Origin of the sequence: Pseudoalteromonas sp. SR44-2, assembly GCF_014163745.1 — a bacterium.
Classification (GTDB): domain Bacteria; phylum Pseudomonadota; class Gammaproteobacteria; order Enterobacterales; family Alteromonadaceae; genus Pseudoalteromonas; species Pseudoalteromonas distincta.
In genome coordinates this window covers 200379-217289 of the sequence record NZ_JACJDW010000003.1, presented here as the reverse complement: position 1 = coordinate 217289, position 16911 = coordinate 200379, and the positions used below count along the sequence as shown (strand labels likewise).

Here is a 16911-nt window from a genome sequence, read left to right as displayed (position 1 = left end):
ATTTGTTCAGGCGTCATTGGTGAAGCCAATGGGGACTGGCCATTCCGTTCTTGCTTTAATTGAGTTACCCACTTACTTACAGTTGATTTACCAACCCCCATAGCTTTAGCTGCATCTTCTTGCGTATAGCCTTGATCAACTACAAGCTGAGCTGTTTCTAATTTGATTGCAGTAGAATACGTTGCGCGTGTTAATTTCGTCATTTTTTCACCCAAATTTGTATGCTTATTAGCATAACATTTCTTTCTTAATGGGTGGCCAAATTAACTATGCCACTACACCACATTCAATTAATAGCAGATAAGCATACTTTTGTTCTTTAACCGTAGTACCAAATAAAAATGAAGGTTCAGCTTCAATCTTATATGAAACAATGGAGTAGATAACTTTGTTACCAGTGGCTGTTGTATATTTTTTTCTTACAAGATAACTATTTTTAAGATAGTTACCTACACGATCTTTAGATATTTCTTTGAATGTATCTTCGATAGATTTTACAGTAAGTGCTTTATTGAGCTCATAAAACTGTACATTCTTACTCAGACTTAAATCATCAATCATTTTACAAAATCCTTTTATGAACGACTAAACTTAAAAAAAACACTAACAGCTTCTTGAACCCAATTTAGGTGGTTTATAACACCCAAAACGGCGTATATTACGTTGTTCGATAATCACACCAACCAACTCATTTATAAACAGATAATTACAATTGCTAATCAGTAACCTTTGTAATTTAACCCCATAACGAATTTTGATAATGTTATGGGGCAAACCTCGCATTACTGTATTTACATACAGCATGCAATAAATCCTATCTTTACTTAACCTTTGACTACAAAACTTATAAATGCCCTAGCCGCTAAAACCGTGAATCGTTCTCACAAGATTTTCCATCACCATCGCCATCCATTTTTGTGTTCGGGCAATTATTAATAAAAAATACCGCCTCATCGCGTGAGCGCATTTCAGTACAATATTGCCTGCCGTCACAGGTAAAATTATGGGTGTTTTTTGGAATCACGGTTTTTGGGTATTGCCCATCAAAGGTGGCTAAATCGGCGTTGGTGATAACAGGTGTTTGGCTATTAAATTGCTCGTTACTTTGATAATGGTTGTATTTATTTACTGCGACAAAGCCAAGCACAGCGATAATGCTAATTGAGGCGACTTTGCCCAAAAAGCTACTGGCAAAATTAGATTTGGCAATACGGTGCGGCTGTTGTTTGTGTTTTTGATAAGGTGCTTTAAGCTCTGCAACGCCTTCTATACGGCAGTTAATTGCTTTGGTTTTACCGTCGGGCTGCGTAGCAACTTCAAAGTAAATGGTGTCGCCAACTTTTGGCTTGCGGCTCATGTGTTTGAGCGCTGATATGTGTATAAATGTGTCGTGTTCTAGGGTGTCTGATTTAATAAAACCAAAACCTTTGTCGGTTTTCCACGTCTTTAACAATCCTTTGTTCATGTATACACCTGCTCTGCTTAAGCTGCGTTTTACGCAAATTCCATTTAGTTAACACTTGTTATTATACGTTCCTAAATTAAAACCATGCAACCAAATATTCATATTGCGTTAATTTTTTACGCTTTACCTAATAAAATAAACTCAAAAATAAACGCTCTAAAAACAACTAAACCTCAACTTATTTTATTTATAATTTACGGCCAAATGTCCTTTAATTCACATCAACCATTACGCACTCACCCACCAGCTTAACAGCTTGTTTACACTCGGTTTTGTTATTAGTTATTTCTATCTAAATTAACCGTTTTTAGTACGATTTTTCATTCGTTATTTACTTAATTTATCTATACAATCCACACCTTATTTTTACGCACGTATTTTAAGTGATTATCTCATGCTATTAACGATTGTTTATATTATTGGTATTACCGCAGAAGCCATGACCGGCGCACTTAGCGCAGGACGAATGAAAATGGATTGGTTTGGCGTAGTGCTAGTAGCCAGCGCCACGGCAATTGGCGGTGGTAGCGTGCGAGATATATTACTAGGCAATTACCCGCTTACGTGGGTACAACACCCAGAGTATTTATTAATTACCTGTATTGCCGGTATTGTCACTACGTGGCTGGCTAAATGGGTAGTTAAATTTAAAGGCATATTTATGCGCTTAGACGCGCTGGGGCTTGCAGCTTTTAGTATTATTGGCTGCCAAGTCGGGCTAAATATGGGCCTGCATTACGGTATTTGTGTAGTGGCTGCGGTTGTAACGGGTGTTTTTGGTGGCTTACTGCGTGATTTAATATGTCGCCAAGCGCCGCTTGTATTACATAACGAGCTATACGCGAGTGTGTCGTTACTTGTTGCCTGTTTATACTTAGCATTGCACCATTACAATATTGACGACAACATAAGCATTATTGTAAGCCTTGTTGCAGGCTATTTAATACGGATGGCATCAATACGCTTTAAATGGCGCTTACCTACCTTTAGTTTATTAGAGCAGCACGCTAAATAAATTAGGCTTTAATACAAATTAAGGCAGGTAATATACCTGCCTTAATTAATATAAGTACTAGCGTATTAATTTAATGTCCGCTTACATCACTTAACGCGGTTTTTAACCCGCTATTATTTTGCTTAAGTACACTAAAACTGCCATCGGTTTCTAGCACTACTGCGGCTACATCTTCTATGGCTAATATACCAGCGCCACGTATAGCTGCGCGAATTTCTGACTTTGTTACGCGCTGTGATCTAAGTGCAGCCGTGCAGTATTCACCATCACTCAGTAACAGCGTAGGCTCTGCTTTTATAAGCGCTGCAAATTTTGACGAGCGCACACTAAGCCACGTAATAATATATTGCAGCCCTATTAATACTACAAAGGCAAGTATGCCCTCAAACAGCGGAACACTTTTTGAAATAATCACCGAGGCTAAAATAGAGCCCAGCGCAATGGTGACTATAAAGTCGAACACGTTCCACTTTGAAAGCGTACGTTTACCCGATACGCGAAGCCAAAACACCAGTGCGATATAACCCAGTACGCCTATTGTAAGTACACGTAATAACCCCTGAATATCATCATAAAACATAGTGGTTCCTTGCTATTAAAGGTGGTAATTAGCTTTTACTTATAACCCTACATGGCGCTAAGTTAAATAACGATGAATAAAGTGCCTGCATTTACTTTGTTAGTTGTTTTACAAACTTAATTTTACTTAGCTCTGTGCTTTGTTTATCAACGTAGCCACAAACGTGATAACCATTAGTGATGAGCATAGTCAGCATTTGAGGAAACCGGTTCATCGATTTAACATGTATATTGGTAAAGCTTTGTTCATAAGCCCACTTTTCTTGTTGAACAAGTAATTTTTTAGCAACACCTAATCTACGATAGTTAAAATGCACTCCACCAAGCCAACTATAAAATTGTGTATTAGATAGCTCATAGCCAATTTTAAAACCAACTAATGTATCTTCTTTATGTGCTACTAATATCAATGCTTTTTTGTTTTCTAAACGGTTACGTAAAGTGTCACTATCAATGGTTGTTAGCAGTTCAGGGATATATTCACTCACTGCGGTTACATCATCAATTGTGCCTGTGGTTATTGTAATAGGCATAAAATTCCTTGTTTTTATTATATGATTTGACCTAGACAGTTTAAATTTAAACTACGGTTGATTATGATGGTTTAAGCATTATATCTTTATTTTCGCTTTATCATTTTTGAAAGGATCACCATGTCTAACTATAACGAATCTCCAGAACAAGTTGAACAGGCCACTCAGGGCTTTGTTATGCAACAAACTATGTTACGTATTAAAGATCCAAAGCCGTCGCTTGAATTTTACCAAAATGTATTAGGTATGAAGCTGTTAGGTAAGTATGATTTTCCTGGTATGAAGTTTACGCTTTACTTTTTAGGCTACGAGCAAGAATTACCACAAGGTGATGATAAAACTAAAGCAGAATGGGTGTTTCGTCGCCCTGCGCTAATTGAGCTTACCCATAACTGGGGCACCGAAACCGACGACAGCTTTGAGGGATACCACAGTGGTAACCAAGAACCAAAAGGCTTTGGCCATATTGGTATTAGCGTACCGGATGTTTACGAAGCCTGTGAGCGCTTTGCAAAATACGATGTTGAGTTTGTTAAAAAACCAGATGATGGCTCAATGAAAGGCTTAGCATTTATTAAAGACCCTGACGGCTACTGGATTGAAATACTATCTGCCAAAGGTATTACTGAAATTATTCTTTCTCAGTAATTATTATTTCTCGATACAAAAATATTACACATAAAAAAGCCTGCTAATGCAGGCTTAGGGTTATGTAGTAAGTAATATTTAAACGTTACTTACGTAGTGCGTCGATTCGCGCATCAAGCGGTGGGTGCGATGAAAACAATTCAGCAACACCTTTGCCACTTGCAATACCAAAGGCCATCATAGAGCCTTGTAATTGCGACGGGTGGTTTTGCTTTAATCGCTCAAGGGCTGATCGCATTTTGTCAGCACCAACTAGTTTTGCTGCGCCGCTGTCGGCTGCAAACTCACGCTTACGACTGTAACTAGCAACCACTATGCTTGCTAGCACGCCAAATAATACTTGGAATAACATGTCGAATAAGAAGTATGTCCAGCTACTGCCGCCCTCTTCTTCATCGCTATTAATAAAGTTATCTACAATGCCTGCCAGTACTTTTGCGGCAAATATTACAAAGGTGTTTACCACGCCTTGTATTAGCGTAAGCGTTACCATGTCGCCGTTAGCCACGTGCGATACTTCGTGGGCAAGTACGGCTTCGGCTTGATCTTTGGTCATGTTGTGCATTAAGCCTGTGCTTACTGCCACTAACGAGTTGTTTTTACTTGGACCCGTTGCAAACGCGTTCATTTCTGGGCTGTCGTAAATAGCCACTTCGGGCATTTTAATACCTGCTTTTTGTGCTTGCGCAGATACCGTTTGTACAAGCCAATGTTCGGTTTCGTTTTGAGGCTGCGTAATTACATGCGCACCTGTTGATTTTTTAGCGATCCATTTCGACATAAATAACGAAATAAACGATCCACCAAAACCAAATACGGTGGCTATAAGTAAAATTCCGCCTAGGCTACGATGGCTTAAGCCCAGCGCACTCATTATTATTGAAAGCACTACACCTAATACCAACATAACCGCTAGGTTAGTTAATAAAAACAAAAATATACGTTTCATATTGTCCTCACAAAAATAGGTTTGATCACCGAACATAAAATTAAATTAGGTTAAAGCAATCACTGCGTTATGACACACTATGTCATAACGTTGCCGCTATTCTGTGACAAACTATGTCATAACACAAGTGTTATTTATGTGTTTATTGATAATTTTTTTAGGAAGAGTTTTACAGCAAATTTAAATATGAAGTTTCTTTATAAATCAGCTTATTACAAGCTATGACTTAGCTCTGCCATATCAATCGGAAAACCACGCTCGTGTGCCAATATGCGTGCAACTTCGTCAATTTTTTCGCTGCTATTATGTTTAAGGTACGACCATTGGTGGGTACTGCGGTGATGATTTACAGCAGGATCGCTACTTATTATTCCTAATTTTATAAACTCATCCACTATTTGATCCGCCGCTATTAACGTTGACGATGCTTTAACATTTTCGGCCCGTGCGTAACTAATGTGCGAATATAAACTTACATCGGCTACGCGCAAGGTGTCGTCCTCACCCGGGATTTGTTGCCCGCCATATAAGGCATTATTTTGTTTATTAGCAGTTTTAAACGCAGGGACAAACTCGGCTACATAATCAATTGCTGTTTGGGTACGTGTTTGCAATGCAGCTTCATCCCAGCCATCTTTAATATAATGCAGGTATTTATTGGGAAGTTTAGGCTGTGCGCTCATTGACGTTGCATCAGCTAAGCCATCATTAAACAATGTAATGTTGTTAGTCATGCCATGTATTTGAAAATACCCGTTAGGGTAAGGCGTTAGTTGCGCCATGCCCTCTGGCGTGCCACGGTTACCATAAATAATTATTTCGGGTATTTGCCCACCAGCACCTTGCCAATGAGTAATGTAAGAGGCTTTAAATTCGACCATGCGTTTTACATCTACCCCAACGAGGTCGTCAATAATCCCGGTTTGAAAACCACACGCATTAATTAGGTAATCTACCTCAATGGTTTGTGAATCGGCTTGTGTATTGGTTGAAGTATCAGGTTGTTCATCAAGGCTTGGCTCTGATTGATACCCAATGCGCCACTTAAGTGTTTGCTTATCATTATTGGTATTTATAACTGGCGATACATTTTTAACACTGGTGCTTGTTAAAACGTGAGCGTGTTTGTACTGTGCAAGGGCGAGTTGTGCACTGGCCGATAAACGAAAAATATTCCAGCCATATTCTTGTGCAACAATTAGCGGAAACTTTAGCTTATCTAAATCTAAATGCTTAGCCACGGGTATCATCCACTCATCTAACGACGTGGGCTTGGCTACTTGTTTTTGCTTAGCAAGCTTTAGCATTTGCTCATAACTATATAACTGATAATAATCCTCTGGCTCGCCTAACACTTTATTAGCGCTATCTTGCTCTACAAGCTCGCTGTAGGCTTTTACTAATTTATTTAAACGCGGAAATAAATCTTCCGGTGAGTCGTCATCGCGCTTAGGCACTGCAAATACTGTGGGGCGAACATCGATGGTGTAAGGATAAAGGCGCGCAATATCTATACATTGCTTGAGTAAATCTATGCAGTCTTCGTCGGGTATTTCACGATATAAGTTGCCACCCGCATGCAAATGGCACATTGGAGGGCCATCAATTAACGACTTTTTCTTTTCAAGCACATAAGTTTCTAGCCCTAACGCAGCAAGTCTAATGGCTATTGTGGCGCCAGCTGTGCCTCCACCTATTATACCTACGCGTTTTTTAGGTAAGCCATAGTTTAGTGCTTTTGGCTCAGCGCTTACGTGCGCATCTGGGGCGTAGTTTTCAATAAATGGGGGCGTCATATAGTCGTTATGTCCTTAGTAACATTGTCTTTAAGCAAGCTATGTATTTATAAACTTTTATATGTGTACTAAGGCTGACTATTTCAAGATTTACCTAAAAAAGTAAATATTTTTAAACCACTTAAGTATTTATAGATAACGCACTAAGCAAGCTTTTGTATATTTGTAACTTAGGAGTTTGCTCGCTGTATGGGCTTATAGCAAGTATTGGAAACGGTAAACGTGCTTTAAGTGAATCAAGGTTTGCTTGGTACTCGTCCATGTTTTTATCTACTTGGTTTGCAATCCAGCCAACGCAGTTTATTCCCATACTTTGCATATGCGCAGCGGTTAGTAATGCATGATTTAAGCAACCTAGCTTCATACCAACAACGAGTATTACCGGCATTTTTTCTGCTTTAACCCAGTCGTATAAATAATCGTTTTTATTAATAGGTAATGCCCAACCACCAGCACCTTCGGTAAGGATAATATCAGCGCCCTGTTGTTTTACGTTTTTATAAGCATCACATAGTTTATCTACAGTAATACTCACCCCAACTTTCTCCGCTGCTATGTGCGGCGCAATAGGCGGTGCAAACGCAAACGGATTTACTACGTCGTATTTAGCGCTGACGGTTGCGCTTTCCATTAGTATAAGGGCATCGGCGTTTACTAGTTGATCGAATGCCATTTCGCAGCCAGCAGCAAGGGGTTTAAAGCCAATGGCTTGTTTTTTGTGTTGGGCAAGTAACTTTAATAGCAAACTGGTAACGTGGGTTTTTCCGGCATCGGTGTCGGTGCCTGTTATAAAAAATTCTTTCATGCGTTGCCTTATGATCTGAATCTAACTTTGGTTTAAGTTTTAACTTAAGCAATTAATCGCTTTTTTCTAATGGCTTTTTTTTAATGATAACAGCACCACATGATAAGACACACATGCTTTATTATTTATAAGCGGATACGCACTGCATACTTTTTGTAGCGCCGATTTGGTAAGTAAGCCTTGGCGCGTATTGGTATGATTTTGCGTTGTTGCACCAATAGCCTTAATTGAGGCAATAGCTTTTAAAGGTGTTGTGTATTCATCGGTGTAAATACGTTTTTTAGCACTATTAATAATAAAGCCCGCATTTTGGACTGATTGGTTTATAAGCAGTTCACTATTAAAGGTATTTATATGGCTGTTAGAATCAAGCGCGGCAAAGGCCGTTTTTATTTCGTTTAGTGAACCCTTTACCACAGTGCTTATGTACGCCTGCCCGTCTGGTTTTAATATGTTGTAAAGTGACTGCATTAAAGCCGAAAAATTAGCAGACCACTGCACTGCAAAGTTACTGTAAATTATATCAACACTGTTTGCTTGTAGCGGTAAGTTATCCATATCGGCGCATATTTTAGGTGTGGTTAAATCACTACTTTGCAACATGTTTAAGCTCAAATCCATTGCCACAACGCTTTCAAATACGCTTTGTAAGGTAAGTGTATTAACAAGTGGCCCTGCGCCTAAATCAACACAAAGCTTATTTTTATTAGAGCCTGGTTTTATGAGTGAAAATAGATCGCTTGCTGCCTGTTTTTGTACATTTGCATGGGTGTTATAACTCGCCGCCGCCTTTGAAAACTTACTTTTGGTGGACTTTTTAAGCTCCTTGTTTAGCTCTCGATTTGATTCTCTATTTAACTCGTCATTTAAATCGCTACTCACTAGGCACGGTTTTACAGGTTGTGTTTGCACTAGGTCTGTTTTTAATACTGGCTGAGCAGTCATGCTATTGCACCTACTAAATGCTTAACTAAGTGCGTTATGTCTTGCTCGGTATGTGCGGCGGTTAAAGTAATGCGTAAACGTGAGGTATTATGTGCAACCGTCGGCGGCCTAATTGCAGTGAGCCAAATACCCTGTTGTTTAAGTTTATCTGCTGCTTGCAACGTTTGCTCAGCACAGCCTAATACAATGGGCTGTATGGCTGTGTTTGATTTCATTACTGCAATATTATGGGTTTTAGCGAGTTGCTTAAATAATGCAATATTGGCATTTAGCTTATCGCGTTTATCATCAGCTGTTTTTATGCTTTTAATACGCGCAAGTGTGTGGCTTGCCATAAGCGGCGACATAGCGGTTGAATACGTGTAATCGCGATTAAATTGCAGCATGTAATCAATAAACTGTTTACTGCCCAATACACACGCGCCACTACTAGCCACTGCTTTACCAAAGGTAATGACTAATATATCTGGCAGCGTTTGAGTAATAAACGCTTCGCAACTACCCAAACCGGTTTTACCTAATGCACCAAAGCCGTGTGCGTCGTCAATCATTAGCCATGCGTTGTGCTGTTTTGCAAGTGCGAGTAATTCTTTAAGAGGCGCGGTATCGCCATCCATCGAAAACACACCTTCGCTTATAATTAGCTTGTTTTGCGCTTTTGATTTTTCGAGCCGTGAACGTAAGTGATTCATGTCGTTGTGATTAAAACGCACTAATGCCGCGTTTGAGTGCATAGCCCCGTCAATCAAACTTGCATGATTTAACTTATCTTGAAAAATAGCGCTGTTTTGTGCAGCCGCTTTATCTTGAAACAATGCTTTAATTACGCTGCTATTAGCGCTAAACCCTGAGTTAAATAGCATTGCTGCGCCATAACCAAATTGCTCACATAAGTATTGTTCAAGCGCTTTTTGCTGAGCCTGATAACCCGTAACCAATGCTGAGCTGTGACTCCCTAATGCGTGGGAGTCATTAAGGTTAACAGCCACATCACCAAAACCTAAGTAATCGTTACTGGCAAAATTAAGATAGGTTTTATTATTAACCGTTATGGTGCGCGCTGTTGCATGTTGTACTACGTGGCGTTTACGAAGCAGTGCATCTTGCTGGCGAGCCTGCAGATGCGTATTTATAAAATCAAAAGGCATTGATATAAGCCTACGCTTCGTAAAACAATTCAGAGGTTGCTTTGTCGGCTACTTGCGATGAAAGCGAGGCTTCTACTGCTTCGTCTGAATAGTCGTGACGTTTTTCTGGGTTCATGCCTAGTTTTTTAATTAGGTTCATATCGGCATCAGCGTCTGGGTTTTCGGTGGTAAGTAGTTTATCACCATAAAATATTGAGTTAGCGCCTGCAAAAAAGCACATCGATTGCATTTGCTCGTTCATGGCGTTGCGCCCTGCCGATAAACGTACATAACTGTGTGGCATCATAATACGTGCTGTTGCTATGGTACGTATAAATTCAAAGTGATCTAAATCGTCTACGTTTTCAAGCGGTGTGCCTTTAACTTTAACGAGCATATTAATAGGCACGCTTTCTGGCTGTTGTGGCAAATTAGCTAGTTGCATAAGTAGTCCAAAACGGTCGCTTGCTTGCTCGCCCATACCAACTATTCCGCCTGAGCATACTTTCATACCGGCATCGCGTACGTGGTCAATGGTATTTAACCTATCTTGAAAAGTACGGGTTGATATAATTTGCTCGTAATACTCAGGTGACGTATCAAGGTTATGATTGTAGTAATCAAGCCCTGCGTCTCTAAGTTCATGAGCTTTTTCGTTTGTGAGTTTACCCAGCGTCATACAGGTTTCTAACCCTAGCTCTTTTACTTCTTTAACCATTTGCGAAATGTATGGCATATCTCTGTCTTTTGGATCTGACCATGCAGCCCCCATACAAAAACGGGTAGCGCCTTTTTGTTTTGCAAGGCGTGCTTGCTCTACTACTTTTTCTACTTCTATTAAGCGTTCGCGTTCTAAATTTGTTCGGTAATGCCCCGACTGCGGGCAGTACTTACAGTCTTCTGGACAAGCGCCTGTTTTAATGGATAACAGCGTAGAAATTTGCACTTCATTTGGGTTGAAGTTAGCACGGTGAACCGATGCGGCTTTAAAAAGTAAATCGTTAAATGGCATTTCAAATAATGCTTTAACTTCAGCGTGGGTCCAATCGTGACGAACAGGTGCAAGTTCCATAATACTCTCTTATTTTTTTCATAACGGTGATATTGGCTTAGTCTACGAGTTGAAGTACCATTGTCAACGAAGTCCACCAAGTTAAAGTTTACATATGATTAAAAAGAATACGATTGACCTTGATTTTGATCGTGAGCACATTTGGCACCCATATACATCGATGACTAAGCCAATTCCGGTATACCCCGTTACACATGCTAATCACAACATTATTCACCTAGAAACTGGTGAGCAATTAATCGATGGTATGGCCTCGTGGTGGAGCGCAATACATGGCTATAACCATCCTGTTATAAATAACGCCATGATTGAGCAAATTAATAATATGAGCCACATTATGTTTGGCGGTATTACGCATAACAGCGCAGTAGAGCTGTGCAAAAAAATAGTAAATATAACGCCGCCTAGTTTAACTAAAGTGTTTTTAGCCGACAGCGGCTCGGTAAGTGTTGAAGTAGCGATTAAAATGGCGCTGCAGTATTGGTTAAGCCAAGGCATTACAACAAAACAAAAATTAATGACGCCTTACAAGGGCTACCATGGCGACACCTTTGCAGCCATGAGCGTATGCGACCCAGTTAACTCAATGCATAGTTTATATTCAGGCTTTTTACCTGAACACGTATTTGTGCCAGCACCGGTTAGTCAATTTGGGAGCGAGTTTAACCAAACTGAAGCCCAAGAGCTTGAAGAATACTTTAAAGCAAACCACAGCCAAGTAGCCGCCTTTATCATTGAGCCTATTGTACAAAACGCAGGTGGTATGAACTTTTATCACCCTGATTATTTAGCCTGCGTACGTAAATTATGCACCCAATATAACGTACTGCTAATTTGCGACGAAATTGCCACAGGCTTTGGCCGTACAGGTAAATTATTTGCTGTAGAGCACGCCAATATAGAGCCCGATATAATGTGTATTGGTAAAGCATTAACTGGCGGTTCAATGACGCTCTCGGCCACTATCACTAGCGATAAAATAGCCATTGGCATAAGCGAAGGTGAAGCAGGCGTTTTAATGCACGGCCCCACTTTTATGGGCAACCCGCTTGCCTGTGCTGCGGCCTGCGCAAGTATTGATTTGTTACTTGAACAAAACTGGCAACAACGAATAAAGCAAATAAACACCCAACTACAACAACTTAATAAATGCAGTGAACTAGATGCGGTTGCCAATGTGCGTATTTTAGGTGCAATAGGTGTTGTTGAACTAAACGAGGCTGCTGGCAATGTTGATGTTGCTAAAATTCAAGCTTATTTTGTAGAGCAAGGCGTATGGATACGCCCATTCGGTAAACTAATTTACCTTATGCCACCGTATATAAGTGACGACACCAGTATAAAAACACTGTGTGATGCCATTTATAATGCCATTAAAGGCAAGCATTACGCTTAATAGTCGGTCTCAATAACTAATCCTAATACTGGTTATAGCGCTATTTGCTGTAACCTACCGCTACATTTAGTGTTTTTATCTATTAAGCGAGTTTGTAGTTATTGATCTCGTTAACCATTAGCTATATGATAATGTCTATCATTTACAATTACCTTTTTGGACTTCTTTGCTATGAAATTACTATTTAAACCAGCCAAAACTTTAGGTGCAAGCCTTTTACTAGCCTCGGCGTTTATGGCTCAACCAGTATTAGCTAACGGCCCTATTGGCGAGCATGTTAATCATCTTCAAGCTAACCTTAAAAGTTACGCAGAAGAAGTAGAATGGATGGTAGGCAAAGTTGATACCATGGTAAGCGACTACGATACTAAAGGCGCAAAATCTGTAAAAACTGATGATTTAATTGAATATTGGGAATCAGTTAAGTTTCACAGCGCAATAGAAACTAACTTTGTACCAGTATACGCTTCTATTTGGCAGGGCCTTTATGGCGTAAAAATGGCCATTGATAATAAAGAGCCTGCTGAGGAAGTTCGTAAACAGCAAAAAGCGATGAACATAGCCTTGTGGCAAGGCCTTGGGGCTGTTAAGCTTGCTGCAAAATTCCAGCAAAAAGGCTTGTTAGACACAGTAAAAGCAACCGCTACAACTCAAATGACACAAAGTGCCACAATTGATGAAATTAAGCACAAATTAGACCGTGTAGTAGCTAAATTTGCTGAGCGTTTACGAGACGAAGCAACTGAAATTGTTCACGATACTTATCTGCACCTGTTTGAAGGCGTTGAAGGAACTCTTATTGAACAAGATGCAAAACTAGTTGAAGTACTGGAAAAAGACTTTAACGTAACACTGCCACAAGCCATTACAAACAGCAAAAGCGTAGACGAAGTACGCGATGTGATCAGTGATATGCAAACAAAATTAGACCGCGCTAAGGTTTTAATAGAAAAAGCCGAAAAAGCTCGTAAGGATGTATTTTAAGTGAAGCGTAGGACCTTTATTCAAGGCCTAGCTGCGTTAGGGGTGGTTGGCTCATTGCCGCTGCCTATTTCTCGTGCGCTAGCCGCTGATATAGCAAACCCTGTTTCTGTTGACGATTTACCAAAGCTTAAAGGCGAGTTAACCCTTTACTTAGGCCGAGGCGAAGGTGGTTTGTATGAAAACGTATTACAAGCAATCCAGAAAAAAAATCCAGACTTTAAGTTAGGCATTCGCCGAGGTCCTACTGCTGCTTTAGCAAATACCATTGTTGCAGAAGCTAAAGCTGGCGTTCGCCGCGCTGATTTATTTTGGGCGGTTGATTCAGGCGCAATTGGTTTAGTAACCGATGCAGGCCTTGCACAACCTATCCCAGGTGATTTATCTGCTCAGTTACAACCACAATTTAGATATAAAGAGTGGGCACCAGTAACTGGCCGTATTCGTACATTGCCATATAACACGTCGCGTTTGACTAAAGATCAAATTCCAACAAGTATTATGGAAATTGCCGACAGCGATTTAAGTATTGGTTGGGCACCCGCCTACGCTTCTTTTCAATCGTTTGTAACCGCAATGCGAATCTTAGAAGGCGATGACAAAACCGCTAAGTGGCTTAAAAAGGTTCAAAAACGTGCTAAAACATACGCCGGCGAGCTAGGTGTTGTTATGGGCGTTGAGCGCGGTGAAGTTGATATTGGTTTTGCAAATCACTATTACACTTTGCGTTTAAAATCAGGTAAGCCTGATGCCAAGCTAGATTTAGCATTTACACAAAATGATGCGGGCTGTTTAGTTAATGCATCAGGTGTATTAGCGCTTAACGACGATCCGCTTGCAACTAACTTTATGCGTTACTTACTAAGTAAAGAAGTACAGGGTTACTTAGCCAGTGAAGCGTACGAAATTCCGTTAGTAAATGGTATTACCCAACCTGAGGGTTTACCGTCACTTGCTAATATTTCTCCACCTAAAGTAGATTTAACACAGCTAGCTGATTTACGCCCTACTATAGATTTGATGCGAAGCAGCGGCGTATTGTAATGAAAATACCTGCCTCTTATCCAATGGCGCTGCTTGCAGCGCTTGTTGCGCTAACCCCTGTTTATGTATTAATTGTGCTTGCAAGCGATGCAAGCTCAGTGTTTGACACCCACAATCTGCAAATTTTAGGTAACACGTTATCGTTAATGGGTTTAACAGTACTCGGATCTATTTTAATTGGTGTGCCACTGGCGTTTATTAGCGCGTATGTGCATTTACCATTTAAAAAGCTCTGGTTGGTTGTATTTGCAGCCCCACTGGCAATTCCCAGTTATATTGGCGCGTTTACCCTCTATGCTGCTTTTGGCCCCGGTGGCGAAATAAATACCTTAACAGGAATAGAAACACCATCAATGTATGGCCTAACAGGTGCCGCCATTGTAATGACACTTTATACCTTCCCATTTGTAATGATGACAACTCGCTCATCCCTACTGAGCCTTGACGCAAGCATGGTTAATGCCGCAAGAACGCTGGGTATGTCGATGACGCAAAGTATATTTAAAGTTATATTACCGCGCGTAGTTAACGGTATTGCAGCAGGCTCATTGTTAGTCGCGCTTTATACGTTATCAGACTTTGGCACGCCCGCAATGATGCGCTTAGATACCTTTACCCGCGTAATTTATGTTGAATACAATGCCTTTGCGTTAGGGCGAGCTGCCATGCTTTCACTTCAACTGATGGTTATTGTCGGTTTTTTACTTTTAGTTGAATCACAAATAAAAACAGCACCTGAGCGCCATGGGCGCCCGTTAATTTTATTTCCAAGTAAAGTACAATTAAGTGCCATGTTTGTTACGTTTGCACCTGTTTTACTGCTTGCTATTGGCTTGCCTTTGGCTATATTTTCGCTTTGGTTAGCTCGCGATGGTTTTAGCTCATTTGATTTTAATATTGCATGGAACTCTACGTATGCATCGGGTATTGCGGCAATTGTAGCCGTTATCGTTGCTATCCCCGTTGCACATGCTGCACTGAGTGGAAAAGCGGGTCGTATAATGGAGCGTGTTACTTACTTTGGTTTTGGTATTCCGGGTATAGTAATGGGCACAGCGCTTGTTTACGGTGGTTTGCAGTTGCCGTTTTTATATCAAACACTGGGATTGCTTATTATTGCTTACATGCTGCGATTTTTACCACTTGCTGTAGGCTCTGTTAGAACAAGCACCGAACACTTAGATCCAAGCCTAGTGAAGTCTGCGCGCGTATTAGGGTCAAGCCCACGTGAAGTATTTACTCGCATAACACTACCTTTAACTATGCGCGGTATTATTGCCGGTGCAGCACTGGTGTTTTTAGAGTCAATGCGCGAACTCGAAGCCACGCTATTACTTGGCCCAACAGGGTTTGAAACCCTCTCTACTTATTTATGGCGTGTATACGAAGCGGGCTATTTTGGTCGCGCCGCGATTCCTGGATTATTGTTAGTAGTGATATCTGCCTGCGGGTTAGCTATTATGATGTCTGGCGAAAAACGCAACCAGTTTGAACATTAAGGATTTAAGAAACAATGCTATCTGTAAGTCAGTTGTCTATAGATTATGGCAGTAACCGCGTAGTAAGCGATTTAAACTTATCGCTGGGTGAAAACGAAATCCTTATGCTTGTAGGGCCAACAGGTTGCGGTAAAAGTACAATTTTACAAGCCCTTGCTGGCCTTATACCTATTAGCGAAGGCGAAATAAACACGGGTAAATGGCGCGCTACACCCAAATTAACAATACCTCCTGAAAAACGCAGTGTAGGTATGGTATTTCAAGATTTTGCGTTATTTCCGCACTTAACCGTACAGCAAAACATTTGCTTTAGATTAAAAGATACAGCCCCTGCTGAGTATTGGATAAACCTACTTGGACTGAGCGATTTTAGAGATAAAAAACCAGCTACGCTTTCTGGCGGACAAAAGCAACGTGTTGCACTTGCGCGCACCCTTGCCCACCAACCTGATTTTGTATTGCTTGATGAGCCGCTTTCAAACTTAGATGCCGCCCTTAAAGACATGCTTCGTTGGGATATTAGAAACGCACTTAAAGCAGCTGGCGTACCGGCGATTTGGGTAACACACGACCAAGAAGAAGCACTCTCCGTTGGTGACCGCGTTGGTGTGCTTAAAGGCGGCGAAATTCAGCAAATCGATACACCCGAGCGCTGTTTTAGTACCCCAAACAATCGCTTTGTGGCACGCTTTTTAGGTGAAGCCAGCTTTATTAGCGGCCAATTTAGCCAAGGACAAGCCACTACCTCAATTGGTAATGCGCCCGCTCATGGCGTTGACTGTGAAAGTGGCGACGTTGATGTACTACTTCGACCAGACGATGTGTTACTTGTACAAAGCAGTGTTGGCAATAACGGCGAAGTAATTTGGGTACGTTTTGAAGGTGGCAGCCGCTTGTGCGCTGTAAAACTTGCGTGCTCTACGGTTGTAACTAGCCGAGTAAGCCATGAAGTTGTGGTAAACCCAGGCGACGAAGTGCATGTATCACTCAGTACCTCGCACCCACTAGCGGTTTATACAAAAGCTAACTAGCACAGCTTAAAAACTAAAAAAGCCCA

General features: G+C 40.8%; 18 protein-coding genes. 7 read left to right on the top strand and 11 right to left on the bottom strand.

The annotated features are described in order from the left end of the window. The 3 genes from H5115_RS03375 to H5115_RS03365 all read right to left on the bottom strand — a co-directional run. The coding region (locus H5115_RS03375) for a transposase (protein WP_182753638.1) at positions 1–203 on the bottom strand (203 nt) is incomplete at its 3' end. 64 nt (positions 204–267) lie between these two features. Further along, complete coding sequence (locus H5115_RS03370) at positions 268–561, bottom strand: hypothetical protein (RefSeq protein ID WP_182753637.1); 294 nt, start codon at positions 559–561, stop codon at positions 268–270. 301 nt (positions 562–862) lie between these two features. Beyond that, positions 863–1465: a cold shock domain-containing protein gene (locus tag H5115_RS03365; RefSeq protein WP_182753635.1), complete on the bottom strand. Its 603-nt coding sequence runs from the start codon at positions 1463–1465 to the stop codon at positions 863–865. 394 nt (positions 1466–1859) lie between these two features. On the opposite strand from H5115_RS03365, the gene H5115_RS03360 reads away from it, so the two are divergent. Further along, positions 1860–2480: a trimeric intracellular cation channel family protein gene (locus H5115_RS03360; RefSeq protein WP_002961255.1), complete on the top strand. Its 621-nt coding sequence runs from the start codon at positions 1860–1862 to the stop codon at positions 2478–2480. Between the two features lie 70 nt (positions 2481–2550). Here H5115_RS03360 and H5115_RS03355 read toward each other — a convergent pair whose 3' ends face one another. Continuing rightward, positions 2551–3060 (bottom strand): DUF421 domain-containing protein, encoded by a 510-nt coding sequence (locus H5115_RS03355; protein WP_182753632.1) that lies wholly within the window; start codon positions 3058–3060, stop codon positions 2551–2553. Between the two features lie 91 nt (positions 3061–3151). Then, positions 3152–3592, bottom strand: a complete 441-nt coding sequence (locus tag H5115_RS03350; protein ID WP_182753631.1) for a GNAT family N-acetyltransferase — start codon at positions 3590–3592, stop codon at positions 3152–3154. A gap of 120 nt (positions 3593–3712) precedes the next feature. Between H5115_RS03350 and gloA the strand changes: the two genes are divergently transcribed. Beyond that, positions 3713–4240, top strand: coding sequence for a lactoylglutathione lyase (gene gloA / locus H5115_RS03345; protein ID WP_182753628.1), 528 nt, complete (start codon positions 3713–3715; stop codon positions 4238–4240). A gap of 85 nt (positions 4241–4325) precedes the next feature. Here gloA and htpX read toward each other — a convergent pair whose 3' ends face one another. The 6 genes from htpX to bioB all read right to left on the bottom strand — a co-directional run bounded on the left by htpX (position 4326) and on the right by bioB (position 10934). After that, positions 4326–5189 (bottom strand): protease HtpX, encoded by an 864-nt coding sequence (gene htpX, locus H5115_RS03340; RefSeq protein WP_182753627.1) that lies wholly within the window; start codon positions 5187–5189, stop codon positions 4326–4328. A 212-nt stretch (positions 5190–5401) separates the two neighbouring features. Continuing rightward, complete coding sequence (locus H5115_RS03335; protein WP_182753625.1) at positions 5402–6985, bottom strand: FAD-dependent oxidoreductase; 1584 nt, start codon at positions 6983–6985, stop codon at positions 5402–5404. Between the two features lie 121 nt (positions 6986–7106). Further along, positions 7107–7790: a dethiobiotin synthase gene (bioD, locus tag H5115_RS03330; RefSeq protein WP_182753623.1), complete on the bottom strand. Its 684-nt coding sequence runs from the start codon at positions 7788–7790 to the stop codon at positions 7107–7109. 66 nt (positions 7791–7856) lie between these two features. Continuing rightward, on the bottom strand, positions 7857–8735 hold the full coding sequence (locus H5115_RS03325; protein ID WP_182753621.1) for a methyltransferase domain-containing protein: 879 nt from the start codon (positions 8733–8735) through the stop codon (positions 7857–7859). Next, positions 8732–9883 (bottom strand): 8-amino-7-oxononanoate synthase, encoded by a 1152-nt coding sequence (locus H5115_RS03320; protein WP_182753619.1) that lies wholly within the window; start codon positions 9881–9883, stop codon positions 8732–8734. The genes H5115_RS03325 and H5115_RS03320 overlap by 4 nt, the downstream gene beginning before the upstream one ends. A gap of 10 nt (positions 9884–9893) precedes the next feature. After that, entirely contained in the window at positions 9894–10934 is a 1041-nt protein-coding gene (gene bioB / locus H5115_RS03315) for a biotin synthase BioB (RefSeq protein WP_182753617.1), read from the bottom strand. A 94-nt stretch (positions 10935–11028) separates the two neighbouring features. On the opposite strand from bioB, the gene bioA reads away from it, so the two are divergent. The 5 genes from bioA (at position 11029) to H5115_RS03290 (ending at position 16885) form a co-directional block, all read left to right on the top strand. Further along, the gene (gene bioA / locus H5115_RS03310) at positions 11029–12330 is read left to right on the top strand and encodes an adenosylmethionine--8-amino-7-oxononanoate transaminase (protein ID WP_182753615.1); all 1302 of its coding nucleotides are present in this window, start codon (positions 11029–11031) and stop codon (positions 12328–12330) included. Positions 12331–12501: 171 nt separating this feature from the next. After that, positions 12502–13314: a hypothetical protein gene (locus H5115_RS03305; protein WP_154903076.1), complete on the top strand. Its 813-nt coding sequence runs from the start codon at positions 12502–12504 to the stop codon at positions 13312–13314. Next, positions 13315–14355, top strand: coding sequence for an extracellular solute-binding protein (locus H5115_RS03300; RefSeq protein ID WP_182753613.1), 1041 nt, complete (start codon positions 13315–13317; stop codon positions 14353–14355). It begins immediately after the preceding gene. Next, complete coding sequence (locus H5115_RS03295) at positions 14355–15854, top strand: iron ABC transporter permease (RefSeq protein ID WP_182671617.1); 1500 nt, start codon at positions 14355–14357, stop codon at positions 15852–15854. The genes H5115_RS03300 and H5115_RS03295 overlap by 1 nt, the downstream gene beginning before the upstream one ends. Positions 15855–15868: 14 nt before the next feature. Continuing rightward, the gene (locus tag H5115_RS03290) at positions 15869–16885 is read left to right on the top strand and encodes an ABC transporter ATP-binding protein (RefSeq protein WP_182753611.1); all 1017 of its coding nucleotides are present in this window, start codon (positions 15869–15871) and stop codon (positions 16883–16885) included. Positions 16886–16911 lie beyond the last annotated feature (26 nt).

What these genes read in the sequence shown, in the direction of transcription:
- H5115_RS03370 (WP_182753637.1), bottom strand. Translation starts at nt 561, where the DNA reads ATGATTGATGATTTAAGTCTGAGTAAGAATGTACAGTTTTATGAGCTC.
- H5115_RS03365 (WP_182753635.1), bottom strand. Translation starts at nt 1,465, where the DNA reads ATGAACAAAGGATTGTTAAAGACGTGGAAAACCGACAAAGGTTTTGGT.
- H5115_RS03360 (WP_002961255.1), top strand. Translation starts at nt 1,860, where the DNA reads ATGCTATTAACGATTGTTTATATTATTGGTATTACCGCAGAAGCCATG.
- H5115_RS03355 (WP_182753632.1), bottom strand. Translation starts at nt 3,060, where the DNA reads ATGTTTTATGATGATATTCAGGGGTTATTACGTGTACTTACAATAGGC.
- H5115_RS03350 (WP_182753631.1), bottom strand. Translation starts at nt 3,592, where the DNA reads ATGCCTATTACAATAACCACAGGCACAATTGATGATGTAACCGCAGTG.
- gloA (WP_182753628.1), top strand. Translation starts at nt 3,713, where the DNA reads ATGTCTAACTATAACGAATCTCCAGAACAAGTTGAACAGGCCACTCAG.
- htpX (WP_182753627.1), bottom strand. Translation starts at nt 5,189, where the DNA reads ATGAAACGTATATTTTTGTTTTTATTAACTAACCTAGCGGTTATGTTG.
- H5115_RS03335 (WP_182753625.1), bottom strand. Translation starts at nt 6,985, where the DNA reads ATGACGCCCCCATTTATTGAAAACTACGCCCCAGATGCGCACGTAAGC.
- bioD (WP_182753623.1), bottom strand. Translation starts at nt 7,790, where the DNA reads ATGAAAGAATTTTTTATAACAGGCACCGACACCGATGCCGGAAAAACC.
- H5115_RS03325 (WP_182753621.1), bottom strand. Translation starts at nt 8,735, where the DNA reads ATGACTGCTCAGCCAGTATTAAAAACAGACCTAGTGCAAACACAACCT.
- H5115_RS03320 (WP_182753619.1), bottom strand. Translation starts at nt 9,883, where the DNA reads ATGCCTTTTGATTTTATAAATACGCATCTGCAGGCTCGCCAGCAAGAT.
- bioB (WP_182753617.1), bottom strand. Translation starts at nt 10,934, where the DNA reads ATGGAACTTGCACCTGTTCGTCACGATTGGACCCACGCTGAAGTTAAA.
- bioA (WP_182753615.1), top strand. Translation starts at nt 11,029, where the DNA reads ATGATTAAAAAGAATACGATTGACCTTGATTTTGATCGTGAGCACATT.
- H5115_RS03305 (WP_154903076.1), top strand. Translation starts at nt 12,502, where the DNA reads ATGAAATTACTATTTAAACCAGCCAAAACTTTAGGTGCAAGCCTTTTA.
- H5115_RS03295 (WP_182671617.1), top strand. Translation starts at nt 14,355, where the DNA reads ATGAAAATACCTGCCTCTTATCCAATGGCGCTGCTTGCAGCGCTTGTT.
- H5115_RS03290 (WP_182753611.1), top strand. Translation starts at nt 15,869, where the DNA reads ATGCTATCTGTAAGTCAGTTGTCTATAGATTATGGCAGTAACCGCGTA.